Genomic DNA, 12,894 nt, shown 5'->3' with positions numbered 1-12,894 from the left:
CCGAAGCCGATGGAGATAGCAGCAATGAACCGGTTCGGACGATTTGCCGCGCTGATTGCGGCAGCCACACTTGCAACCGCCTGCGCCAGCGTGCCGAGGCCAGCATTGGCGGAGACCGAGCCCGTTACCGGACAGCATCCGCATGAAAGTGTCGAAGCGGGTGGCTATCCCTACCAGCTCTTCGTGCCGCGAAATTTCGATCCCGAGGCGCGGTGGCCGCTGATGATTTTCCTGCACGGCTCGGGTGAGCGCGGCACCGACATCGCGAAGGTCAAGGTCCATGGACCGCCCAAGCATGCGGACCTCGATCCGGATTTTCCTTTCATCCTCGTCTCCCCTCTGCTCCCCGCCGAAGAGGACTGGGATATTGCGAAGCTCGAGGCCATCCTCGATCGCATTCTGGAAACGATGCCGGTCGACCGCGAGCGCATCTATCTTACCGGATTGAGCCGTGGCGGCCATGCGACATGGCGCTGGGGCGCACAACGACCCGACCTTTTCGCAGCACTGGCACCGGTCGCCGGACGCGGCGATCCAGCGACGGCTTGCCGGCTCGTCGACCTTCCTATTTGGGCGTTGCACGGGGACCGCGACGATGTCGTTGTACCTGAAGGCAGTTTCGCGATGGCGCGCGCGATCCGGGCGTGCGGAGGACAACATACGAGACTGACCATCTATCCCGATCTCGGTCACAATGCGTGGGATCCAGCCTATGCCGATCCCGAGCTTTATCTCTGGTTGCTTTCGCATCGACGCCCCGACAGCGATGAATAAATCGTTCCGCGCGATCCTGCTTGTCTTCGCACTGATCGTTACCGGCTGTGCGCATGTGCCTGCACCGGACACCGCGAATGAAGCCGCGTTTCGGGTGATGACCTTCAACATCAGGCTCGACACCGCATCGGATGGGCAGAACGCTTGGCCCGAACGGCGCGAACTGGTGCGCGACCTGATCCGCCACGAGGCACCAGTCTTGCTGGGCATGCAGGAGGTTCTTCTGCATCAGAAGCGCTATCTCGAAGAAGCTTTGCCCGGTTACGACTTCATTGGCGTGGGCCGCGACGATGGCGTCGCGGCGGGAGAGTTTTCTCCGCTAGCGTGGCGGCGCGACGTGTTCACCTCGATCGAGAGCGGCACCTTCTGGCTGTCATCGACACCGGAAGTGCCTGGAAAGGGCTGGGACGCCGCCTATCCGCGTGTCGCCACTTGGGCGATCCTGGAGCGTCGCGATGGTGGTGGCAAAGTGCGTGTACTCAATACGCATTTCGATCACGCTGGCGTATCGGCACGCACCAACGCGGCCCGAATGATCGCGGAATGGGTGGATAACGGCGCAGGTGCCGGACTCCCGACGGTGGTGATGGGCGATTTCAACGCCGATCCGGACAGCGATCCCTACGCCATCCTCGTCGGCGGCACGCTCGCCGACAGCCGCAGCGTAAGTGCAACGAAGCCCTATGGTCCGCCGGGCACTTTCACCGGCTTCGATATCGCGCGCGCCGCACCGATGCCGATCGACCATATCTTCGTGTCGCCGGACATCGTGGTGACCGAGCATGCGGTTGTCACCCAGCATTGGGGCGGTCGCTTGCCCTCGGACCATTATCCCGTCGTGGTGCGGTTGGACCTGCCGTGAAACCAGTCGCTATTGCGGGGGTTGATCCAGCCAACCGCCGGTAAAGCCCATCCGTTCAAGCCCCCGCCGGATATGCGGATTCTTGCGCATAGTGCGCCAGACCAGTTCGCTGCGATGGTTCTCCATCATTGCAAGGATAGGTCCCTGATCGATGCCGAGATGGTCCCTCGCTACCCATCCCTTGACCGGATCGGCGTCGCCACTGGTCGATCCCTCTTCGACGAAAGTGAAGCTGGGATTGATCGCATCCTTGAAGCCATAGTCGGTGTAGAGACGATCGCCGTATTTGGCTTTCATGTTCATCAGCGCCGGGATCGTGACCTCTGGAGCAAAGGGGATCGATCCGCCCGGCGCCGTCGGCACGATCGTGCCATCGTCGACAACCCGAATGCCACTGACCCCACGCGCGGAATAGGTCATGAAATTGCGCAGCTTGCCGTTGACGGTGTACTCGCCGCGCGATCCGGCTGGCCCGTCGGATGCGGTCCAGCCCCAGATGTCGGCGCTGTAGTCCTTCCAGTCATTCGGATTGTCCGCGCCATAAGCTCGCTGGCTCAAGGTCGCCCGGCGGCTGTTCTCGAAATAGTCGATCCCTTTGCCGCGCATGAATTCATCCTGGATGCCGCGAAAATCGATCCAGACATGGCTGTATTGATGACCGAACAAGGGTTCGAACTGGAGGTGTTCGTATCCGTAATACGTGCCCCAGTCCTTTTCGAGATCGGCGGCCCAGCCTTGATCCCACGCGTCTTTGCCGATCGGATGGGTCGGCGAACCGGCGGCGAGAATATAGACCAGCATGCCTTCGTTGTACCCGACCCAATCATGCGTACCGAAATCGCCGTTTTCCCCGCGTTCGGGGTACCAGCCCATGGCAATCGCCTTTCCGCCTCCGCCATTGGCTGACGGAATTCTGCTGTTTTCACGCTGGGCGAAAGTCCAGTCGACACGGCGATATATCTTTTCCGCGAGATCGCGGATTTCCGTCTCGACAGGTGTATCGCGGTCGAAATAGCTCTGGGCGAACAACACGCCTCCCAGCAGCAAGGAGGTATCTACCGTCGATAGCTCGGTGGTACCACGCCGGGTGCCATCCTCGAAATTGAGGAAGTGGTAGAAGAAACCTTTATGCCCCGACATACCGCTCTCGGCCACACCCTGGGGGGCGTTCCAGTAGAATTCGAGACAATCGCGCGTGCGGGCAGCAGCCTCGTCACGGGAAACATAACCTCGTTCCGCACCAATGCCGAAAGCCGTCAGAGCATAGCCGGTTGCGGCAATCGAGGAAAACGGGTTGCTTGGCCATCGATCGGGGGCAAGGCAGCGCTCCGTATCGGTCGTATCCCAAAAGTAACGGAAGGTCCGCTGCGTGAGGTCTTCGGAAAAGGACCCCACATTGGCAGCTTCTGCAGCGGCGGCCGCACCTCGGCCGGTTTCGATCGGCTCAACCGCAACACAGGCTGTGAGACCGAGAGAGTAAAGGGCAGCGCAAGCCGCGATAAGTTTCATGATTCACCTTGATTGTGTGGATGCGCCGCACCGGGAGGAAAGTGCGGCGCATCCTGTACGACCCGATCAGAACTCGAAGCCTGCTGAGACTTTGAGCGTCCTCGGGAAACCGTCGGTACTGAGGTTGTTGAAATCCCGTTCTCCGGTCACAGCGTTGAAGCCGTTGTAATTTCGATCGTTGAACACGTTGAGCACATCGGCACGCACCCAGATGCGTGTGTCGTCGTTGATCAAACCGATGTCGAAATATTTTGTCAGCGACAGATCAAACTGGCGGAAACCCCAAAGATCGCCGTTGGAATCACGCTCTACGGCAACGATATCGCGCGAATCGGGATCGCCGTCGACGGAAATGAACGCCTGTTCGTAAGCCGGCGATGCGATCTGGAACTTGCTGCCAAGGGTGAAGTTCAGTGGCAGGTCCACCGTTCCGGCCATCACGAAGCGATGCTTGCGAACGCCGCGCGAGCGGATAACGGGGTAGTCGTCGAAGGACGGGAAATCGAGCGAGAAAAACTCACCGAAGCGCCGGTTTTCCTCCGCTAAGGTAAAGGTGTAGGTGGCATCGATCGACCACGGCGATTGCGGCGTGTAGCGCTTCCCGAACTTGAGATATGCCGAGTCCGCATCGGTGTTGATGCCGTTGGTGCCGATCAGGATTGCGCCATATGGGCTTGGCGGGAAGCCAAACGGCGACTGTGCATTGCCTTCGTCCGGGAAAAAGCTGCCATCCGGCCGGCGATTGCCCAGCAGATAGCCGAACCCGTCGCGGCTCGCGATATGGCTGTACCCGACCTCTAGATTTATGAGATCGAACGTGCTGCGCACACCAAGACTGAACTGGTCCGAGTAGGGAAGCTTGAGATCGTTGTCGATGAAACGAAGTTCGCCTCCGGCACCCGGAGGGGCTCCATCGATCAATTGCTGGCGCCCCGCTTCGGTCAGATAGATCGGGTCGAACGGAACGCAGGTTGGACTGGCCGTACACTCGCCGCGCGGGTCTCCCGCATTCTGGAACTGGAAGGTGCGCCCAAATGCTGCCCCCTGTACTAATTCCTGCTGAACGAAATCGAACTGGTTGCGATCGTATGACCGACCATAGCCGCCGAAGAGGACGAATTGTCCATCGGGATCAAGCCAGTAGGAAAAACCGATTCGCGGCTGGATCGCGCCGTAGAATACCTCACGCTCGGTCCCGGTCGAGATGAAGTCATTGATGTCGTAATTCGCGTTGACGAGATTGGGATAATTATCCGGTTGAACCGCCGCAACACGCGCCGGATCGTGTACGTAATTCAAGAAATCTGGAGTGCGCTCGAAGTCCCAGCGCACACCGAGATTGAGGGTCAGGCGATCGGTGACGTCCCAGTCGTCCTGAATGTAAATACCGAACTGGAAGGTCTTGGAATTGAGCGTAATATCCGTTCCCGGCGCGACCGAACTGAAGTTGAGCTCGTAGGGGATCTGGTCGTTGAACGGCCCGCTGTTGAGATTGTCCGGATCGTCAGGATTGTAGGAGGTGTTAAACGTATATTGCGGATTGAAGCTGTTTTGCTCGGTCGAATTCAGCGTCACCCACTTCGCCTTCACACCGGCCTTGATCGTGTGGCGATCGAACCCCGTCCAGGTGAAATCGTTCGAGATTTGCCAACCGTCCTGGCCCTTGTCCTGGAAGCTGCGGCCACCGCCGGTCTGCAGAATGGTATCCTCTCGCCGCGTATCGTCTTCGAAGATAACGGCACGAAACACGTTTCTGGGCTCCAACAGGAACGGTCGTGGATTCCACGTCACGTCTTCATAAGTGACCTTGAAATCGTTGATAAAATTGTCAGATGTGTGTTCCCAACGCGCCAGACCTCGCCATTCCTTCACGCTTGTGACCGTACGCGTGCTGTAGGCGGCGTTACCGCTACTGAAGTCCTCTCCGTCTTCGTCGCGGTATTTGAGCGATACCTGGAAAACGTCGGCGCTGTTGGGCGTGAAATCCAGCTTCCCGAAATAAAGGTTCTCGTTGAAGATCTCGCTCCGCGAGCCGAACTCGCCCTGATACTGGCTCGGAAAGTCACTTGGCGCCAGATCGAGCCCCGGGGTCACGTCTCGCGGCGTAACGATCTCCTTTCCTTCGTAAGTCCCGAAGAAGAACAGCTTGTCACGAATGATGGGGCCGCCCAGTGTGCCACCATACTGCAAATCTCGACTTTCGGTCTTACCCAGAGGATTGGTACCGAAAATCTCGATCGGTCGGGCGGCTCGCAGCTTCTCGTTGGTAAAATCGATAAATCCCGAACCGTGGAATTCATTGGTCCCCGATTTGGTGATTGCAGTCACGGCGACCGAGCTGACCTGATCGAATTCCGCCTTATAGTTCGAGCTGATGACGCGATATTCGCCGATCGCCGCTTGCGGAAACGGGTTCCCCTGCGTGGAATCCTGTCCCGTTATGCCGCCGCGCAGTACATAGTCCTTCTGGCTCACGCCATCGATGAACACGTTCACCGAATTGCCGTTCTGAGCGCCGCCCTGAAGCCTGCGGTCGCCGCCGAAGTTATCGATGAACTGAACACCCGGCGCAAGATCGGCGAAGGCGAGGAAATTGCGGTTCGTCTGCGGGATCTGCTCGATCAGGCGCTGCGAGATGTTGATACCGACTTCACCACCTTCCAGCGTGCGGATGCGGTCGCCGGTCACCAGAATCACATCTCCGTCGGCCGGCGCCTCTTCGGGGCTATCTTCGGCACCGTCCTCTGCCGGAGCAGCAAGCTCTCCAACATCGAAGTTCAACACGGCATTCTGCGCTACCGACAGTTGGAACGTGTCGGTTGAGAGGACGCCATCGGGCGTCGTCACTTCCAGCCGATAGGCCCCGGCGGCGAGCGACGCGAAATTGTACCGCCCGTTGGCATCAATCGCGACTGACCGACGCACACCAGTATCCTCACGCACCGCAGCGACCTGGGTCGCGCCGCCAGTGATCTGGCCGCGTAAAGAAGCGTTGGATTCCTGCGCATGGGCGGGAGCTGCAATGCCGATCGCCAGCGCACCCGTAGCGCAACCCTGGACCAGCGCCAGGGCCAGGCGACGTGCCACAGCCGAGCGATTCTTGTGCGAAAAGATCATCGGTATTTCCTCCCCAAAATCACGGCCTTGCTTCGACCGTTTAGGCCCGCCGCATTATTTGTGACGTAACCGAATCGACATTTGATAACCGGTGTTGTAACCGGTTTCATGATCGATGTATAGATGGCGCGGAGAGGCGATTCTTTCATGCGATCGATCGCCGGAGAAAAACTCGGAAATCCGAACTGGGAGGATTTACATGCGTTCACTGCACCGAACCGCGCTAGCCTGCGCGAGCGCTTTGGCGCTTGCCGGATGTGCAACGACCAGCGGGGCATCGACGCCTGAAGCCAAGACCGGTTCTGCGTCGACAACGGTTCCGGTGCAGCCGGCACAGCCTGCCTGGGCGCAGCGCGATGCTGAAATGGACGCCTTCCTCGACGATCTTATCGGCAAGATGACGCTGGAAGAGAAAGTTGGCCAGTTGACGCTGCTAACCAGCGACTGGGAATCGACCGGCCCGACAATGCGCGAAGGCTACCAGCAGGACATTGCCGCCGGCCGGGTGGGTTCGATCTTCAACGCCTATACCGCCAAGTACACGCGCGAACTGCAGCAAATGGCCATTGATGGCACGCGGCTCAAGATCCCGCTGCTGTTCGGTTACGATGTAATCCATGGCCACCGTACGATATTCCCTATCTCTCTTGGCGAAGCCGCAAGCTGGGATATGGACGCGATCGAGAAGTCCGCACGGGTCTCGGCACAGGAAGCCTCGGCAGAGGGTATCCATTGGACGTTCTCGCCCATGGTCGACGTCGCCCGCGACGCACGCTGGGGGCGCATCTCCGAAGGCGCGGGCGAGGATGTCTATCTTGGCAGCCGGATCGCGAAGGCGCGGGTGCACGGCTATCAAGGCGACGATCTCGGTGCGGTCGACACCGTTCTCGCCACCGCGAAACATTTTGCCGCATATGGCGCGGCGCAGGCTGGGCGCGATTATCACACCGTCGATATCTCCGAACGCACCCTGCGTGACATCTACCTGCCGCCATTCAAGGCTGCCGTCGATGAAGGTGTTGCAACCTTCATGACCGCATTTAACGAGTACGATGGCGTGCCTGCCAGCGGTAGCAGGTTCCTGTTGACCGACGTTCTGCGCAACGAATGGGGCTTCGACGGGTTCGTTGTTACCGATTACACCTCGATCAACGAGATGGTTCCGCATGGCTATGCCAAGGACTTGGCACAGGCCGGCGAGCAGTCGCTCAACGCCGGTGTGGACATGGATATGCAGGGCGCCGTGTTCATGGAGAACATGGTGAAATCGGTAGAGGAAGGCCGCGTCAGCCAGGCGAATATCGATCGTGCCGTACGTCGTGTCCTCGAGATGAAGTACCGGCTCGGCCTGTTCGAAGATCCCTATCGCTACGCCGATCAGGCGCGGCAGGAAGCAACGCTCTACAAACCCGAATTCCTCGAAGCCGCGCGCGACGTAGCGCGCAAGTCGATGGTGTTGCTCAGGAACGAGGACAACGTGCTGCCGCTGGCCGCCAATGCCGGCCGGATTGCGGTGATCGGGCCGCTCGGCAACAGCAAGACCGACATGATCGGCAGCTGGTCGGCTGCGGGCGATCGCCAGACCCGCCCGGTCACCGTGCTCGAAGGTATTCAGGCTCGGGCGGGCGACGGCGTCAGTGTCGAATATGCCAAGGGCGCAAGCTACGAATTCGCCGATGCGGGCAAGACCGATGGCTTCGCCGAGGCGCTTGCGCTGGCGAAAGGCGCGGACGTGATCGTCGCCGTCATGGGCGAAAAATGGGACATGACCGGCGAGGCGGCCAGCCGCACTTCGCTCGATCTTCCTGGCAACCAGCAGGCCCTGCTTGAACAGCTCGACGCAACCGGAAAGCCGGTGATACTCGTAATGATGAGTGGACGCCCCAACTCGATCACCTGGGCGAACGAAAACGTGCCCGCCATCCTGCACGCCTGGTATCCGGGCACCCAGGGCGGGCATGCTGTCGCCGATGTGCTGTTCGGAGACTACAATCCCGCGGGCAAGCTGCCGGTCACGTTCCCGCTTAATGTCGGCCAAGCGCCGATCCATTACGACATGAAGAACACCGGCCGCCCGATCGAGCTGGGCGAGCCCGGCGCGAAATATGTCTCGCGCTATCTCAGTACGCCGAACGACCCGCTGTACCGCTTCGGCTATGGCCTGAGCTATACGACGTTCGGCTATTCGCCTGCGAAGCTGGCTGCAACATCGATGGGGCCAGGCGGTTCGATCACCGCCAGCGCGACCATTACGAATACCGGCGAGCGGGCGGGTGAGGAAGTCGTCCAGCTTTACGTGCGCGATCTCGTCGGCTCGGTGACCAGGCCGGTCCAGGAACTGAAAGGTTTCGAGAAGATCATGCTCCAACCCGGTGAAAGCCGCACCGTGACCTTCACCCTTCGCCCGGAAGATCTTGCCTTCACGCGTGCAGATATGTCGCATGGGTGGGAACCGGGTGAATTCCAGCTCTGGATCGCGCCTTCCTCCGGCGCGAAAGCGAGCACTCCCGTGACATTCTCTCTAACGGAGTGATCGCTTGAACCTCCCCGGTTTCCGTGCCCCCCACCCCCTCGCGCTGCTCGCTGCGATTACCCTGGCAAGCTGCGCGACCGTGGAGACCGGGGAGGTTCACCAGACCCGTCCGTCAACTACTGCCGGCCAGGCGCGGCCGAACATCATCTTCATCATGTCGGACGATCACGCGCAAACCGCGATCTCCGCCTATGGAACCGAGATCGGCAAGCTCGCCCCCACACCCAATATCGACCGGATCGCGGCCAATGGCGCGCTGTTCGAAAACAGCTACGTCACCAATTCGCTCTGCGGGCCCAGCCGCGCAACGATGCTCACCGGCCAGTTCAGCCATATGCATGGCTTCACCCAGAACGGTCAGAAGTTCGATAACGGACAGTGGAACTGGGTCCGCGAGCTCGGCCAGTCCGGCTACAAGACCGCACTGTTCGGCAAATGGCACCTGAACTACTCGCCCGAAGGCGCCGGGATCGACGACTGGGCAGTGCTCGACGATCAAGGCAAATACTACAATCCCGATATCATTACGCCGACGGGGCGCAGCGTGGTCGAAGGTTATGCCTCGGACATTGTCACCGATTACAGCATCGACTGGCTGGAAAATAATGCCGGATCGGACGAGCCCTTCGCCATCCTGATCCACCACAAGGCGCCGCATCGCAATTTTATGCCTGCGATCCGCCATCTGCAGAAGTATATCGGCACCGAGTTTCCCGTGCCGACCAACTATTTCGACCATTATGACGGTCGCCCGGCGGCCGCGGCGCAGGAAATGAACATTTACCGCGACATGTATGAAGGCCACGACCTCAAGATGACGACAGAAGAGGGGTCGACGGAACTCCGCTTCAACCCCTGGACCGACGATTTCGATCGCATGACGCAGGAACAGCGCGACGCCTATTTCGGCGCGCTCCAGCCCGGCAACGACGCGATGAACGCGGCCGATATGAGCGAGCGCGAAATGGCGATCTGGAAATACCAGCGCTATATGGACGAATATCTCGGCACCGTCGCCGCCGTGGACGAAAGCGTCGGTCGCGTGCTGGACTGGCTCGAAACGTCGGGTCAGGCGGACAACACCATCGTCGTCTACACCTCGGATCAGGGGTTCTACCTTGGCGAACATGGCTGGTTCGACAAACGCTTCATGTACGAAGAAAGCCTGCGCACGCCGCTGGTGATGCAATGGCCCGGTCATATCGCGCCGGGCACCCGGGTTGGCGTGCCGGTCCAGAATGTCGACTACGCCGCAACCTTCCTCGACTTTGCCGGCCTTGCCCCGCGCGACAGCATCCAGGGCCGTTCCTTGCGGGAAGTAGTCGATGGCCACCCGCCCGCCGATTGGCGCAAGGACATCTATTATCATTATTACGAGTATCCCGGCTTCCACTCGGTGCGCGCGCATTACGGCGTCAAATCGGGGCAGTACAAGCTGATGCGCTATTACGGCGATATCAATCAGTGGGAATTCTACGATCTCGAAACCGACCCGAACGAAATGAAGAACCGCATCGACGATCCGGCGGTGCAGGGCATCGTAAAAGAGATGAAAGCGCGGCTCGACGCGTTGCGCACCCAATACCGCGACAGCGACGGCCCTTCCGTCGGCGATCCGCTAACCGCGGTGGCAAAGGGCAAACGCGATGCCGAAGCGGCTGCAGGCGCAGGCCACCACGCGCATCACTGAGGGGTGCGGCAAGGCCTGATGTCCGAAAGCACTCTGTTCACAGCCACGGCGACCGAACCCAAGCGTAGCGCGTTTTTCTCCTATTTCACTCGGAGCGAGGGCTAAGAAGCCTTAGCGCTTCACCGCGTCGGGCGCAGCGAAAGGGCGAAACCACCGCCTGCTTCCATCGCCAGCACAAGCGTTTCGCCGCCGCGCACTTCGAGGGTTTCGCGTGTCATGGCGAAACGGTCGCCATCGATCCCCCCGCCCTCGTCGTCACGCCAGATCTCGGCGGTATAGCGCTTGCCCTCGGGCAGGAACGACAGGTCGATCGGCATTTCGCGGCGGTTGTCGTCGGTTACGCTGCCGATCCACCAGTCTTCGCCGCCGCGCCGCTGCCGCGCGACGATCGCATATTCACCAATGACGCCTGCAAGCACCTTTGTGCGCTCCCAATCCACCGGTACCTGCTCGATAAAGGCGAGCGCATCGGGATGTTTCGCATAATTCTCGGGCAGGTCGGCAGCCATCTGGATCGGCGAATAGATCACAACGTAATCGGCAAGCTGGCGAGCGAGCGTGTTCGGAATCGGGCGTCCTTCCCGGCCTGCGAGACTGACGATACCCGGCGTCAGGTCGAATGGCCCCGAAAGCATGCGGGTGAACAGAAGCGTTGGTTCATGGTTCGGCGGATTGGGCGGTTCCCCCCAGGCATTGTATTCGGTCCCGCGCGCACCTTCGCGGGTAACGAGGTTCGGGTAGGTCCGCCTGAGGCCCGTATCCTTGATCGGCTCATGGGCGTTGACCGCAATGCGGTGCCGGGCCGCACGCTCCGCCACATGGGCATGGTGGCGCGCCATGTACTGACCGTCGTGATATTCCCATTGTTCGGTGCCGTCCGGGTCTTCGCGAAGCACGCCGCCCGCGTCGGCGACATAGCCGGTCTTGACCGAATGGACACCGTAGCGCTGGTAATAGTCGAAGGCGGCCTCAAGCTCGCGTTCGTACAGGCCCGCATTGCCCGCGGTTTCATGGTGACCCATGATCTCAACGCCCTTTGTACGCGCATAGGCGGAGATGCGGTCCATGTCGAAATCGGGATAGGCGACCGCGAACTCGAAGTTACGCCCGCTCTCGCTCCACCAGCCCTGATTCCAACCTTCGACGAGGACCGAGCCGAAGCCGTGCGCAGCGGCAAAATCTATATATTCGAGCACGTTTGCCGTTGTGGCGCCATGTTTCGGGCCAGCGTTCCAACTCCACTTGTCGAGATGCATACCCCACCATATGCCGACATATTTGTGGGGTTTGACCCAACTCACATCGCCCAATCTGTTGGGCTCGTTGAGATTGAGAATAATATCCGCAGCCGCGTAGAGCGCGGGGGCATCCTCGCCAATCAGGATGGTGCGCCACGGTGTCTCGAACGGGGCCTCGCGCCGCACCTTCCAAGGTTGCGAAGACGGCGCGAGGCGAGTGCGGAAGCGTTGCCCATCGATCCGCTGCAGCCAGAAGCCCGAATAGTCGATCAGCGCCGCCTCATGGATCGCGACATGCAACCCGTCGGCGCGCCTGAACGTGATCGGCGAATGGGCGGTGCCCACCTGGTTTGCCGGTGTGTGGTTGTAGAGATATTCGTAGCGGTTCCACTCGCCTCCCGGGATCCACCAAGCCTCCGCGTCTCCGGCAATGGCAAATTCGGTCATTTCTTCGTCGATCATCACATCAGCGAGTTGCTCTTGCCGCGGAAAAGCGAAGCGAAAGCCCACGCCATCGTCGAAGACGCGAACTATAAGGTCGATCCGACGCTTGGTCTTGCGCTGTTCCATCATGGGTACGCGCATTTCGTTGTAGTGGTTCACGACCAGCCTGCTCTCGCCCCAGGGCTGCTCCCAGGTTTCGTCGACGCTCGACCGTACCGGATCACCGAGTTCTATGCCGCCTCCCCATTTTCCGGCACCGCGGAGCAGAAAGCCGAGTTGCGAGGGATCAATCATCGGATTGCCGTCACGATCGACCGAGTAAGTCGGCGCTTCGTCGACAGTGGTTAGTGCAAAGCAAAGACGCCCGTCGGGCGAACACTGCCGATGCTCTGCATTACCTTGAGCCACCGCGATCTCGAAAGGCATGAACAACAAGAGCAACACGGCGAAGATTGCCGAGACGCGCTGGCTTCGTGACAATGATCCGATCATCTCTACCTCCGAGCACTCGGGCTAGTCGGACAATCCGCGCGATACCAGAAATTTCGTGCAACCGGTTACATTCTTGGGTATTCGGTTGGGTGCGTGGCCCGCACGAACCTCGAACGGAGCCCGATACGAAAAGAACAGGCCGGCATTCCCCGAAAAGTCGGCTTCATTGTGGAGGGATGGAATGGCACTTGCTGCGGATATGGTGTCGGGCGTTGATGGTGTGGCGCAGGAGGAT

7 protein-coding genes are annotated in these 12,894 nt (G+C 60.0%); 4 read left to right on the top strand and 3 right to left on the bottom strand.

Annotated features, from left to right (window positions below; translation table 11 throughout):
* The first annotated feature begins 9 nt into the window (after nucleotides 1-9).
* Together K3174_RS14510 and K3174_RS14505 are read left to right on the top strand one after the other, a co-directional pair.
* On the top strand, nucleotides 10-774 hold the full coding sequence (locus K3174_RS14510; protein WP_221559916.1) for a carboxylesterase family protein: 765 nt from the start codon (nucleotides 10-12) through the stop codon (nucleotides 772-774).
* Nucleotides 767-1,636 (top strand): endonuclease/exonuclease/phosphatase family protein, encoded by an 870-nt coding sequence (locus K3174_RS14505; protein ID WP_221559903.1) that lies wholly within the window; start codon nucleotides 767-769, stop codon nucleotides 1,634-1,636. Before K3174_RS14510 ends, K3174_RS14505 begins: the two co-directional genes overlap by 8 nt.
* Nucleotides 1,637-1,645: 9 nt before the next feature.
* Here K3174_RS14505 and K3174_RS14500 read toward each other — a convergent pair whose 3' ends face one another.
* Together K3174_RS14500 and K3174_RS14495 are read right to left on the bottom strand one after the other, a co-directional pair.
* Nucleotides 1,646-3,145 carry a glucoamylase family protein gene (locus K3174_RS14500; protein ID WP_221559900.1) on the bottom strand — a complete coding sequence of 500 codons (1,500 nt, stop codon included), beginning with the start codon at nucleotides 3,143-3,145 and terminating at the stop codon, nucleotides 1,646-1,648.
* Nucleotides 3,146-3,211: 66 nt separating this feature from the next.
* A complete protein-coding gene (locus K3174_RS14495; RefSeq protein ID WP_221559898.1) occupies nucleotides 3,212-6,262 on the bottom strand; it encodes a TonB-dependent receptor in 3,051 nt (1,016 codons plus the stop codon).
* 199 nt (nucleotides 6,263-6,461) lie between these two features.
* Between K3174_RS14495 and bglX the strand changes: the two genes are divergently transcribed.
* A complete protein-coding gene (gene bglX, locus K3174_RS14490; protein ID WP_221559895.1) occupies nucleotides 6,462-8,795 on the top strand; it encodes a beta-glucosidase BglX in 2,334 nt (777 codons plus the stop codon).
* A gap of 4 nt (nucleotides 8,796-8,799) precedes the next feature.
* Entirely contained in the window at nucleotides 8,800-10,485 is a 1,686-nt protein-coding gene (locus K3174_RS14485; protein ID WP_247712212.1) for a sulfatase family protein, read from the top strand.
* A gap of 119 nt (nucleotides 10,486-10,604) precedes the next feature.
* Here the strand turns inward: K3174_RS14485 and K3174_RS14480 are convergent, their stop codons facing one another.
* A complete protein-coding gene (locus tag K3174_RS14480) occupies nucleotides 10,605-12,593 on the bottom strand; it encodes a glycoside hydrolase family 97 protein (protein ID WP_221559893.1) in 1,989 nt (662 codons plus the stop codon).
* Nucleotides 12,594-12,894 lie beyond the last annotated feature (301 nt).

This window comes from Qipengyuania qiaonensis (assembly GCF_019711515.1).
Taxonomy (GTDB): domain Bacteria; phylum Pseudomonadota; class Alphaproteobacteria; order Sphingomonadales; family Sphingomonadaceae; genus Qipengyuania; species Qipengyuania qiaonensis.
This window is presented reverse-complemented; position numbering and strand designations above follow the sequence as displayed.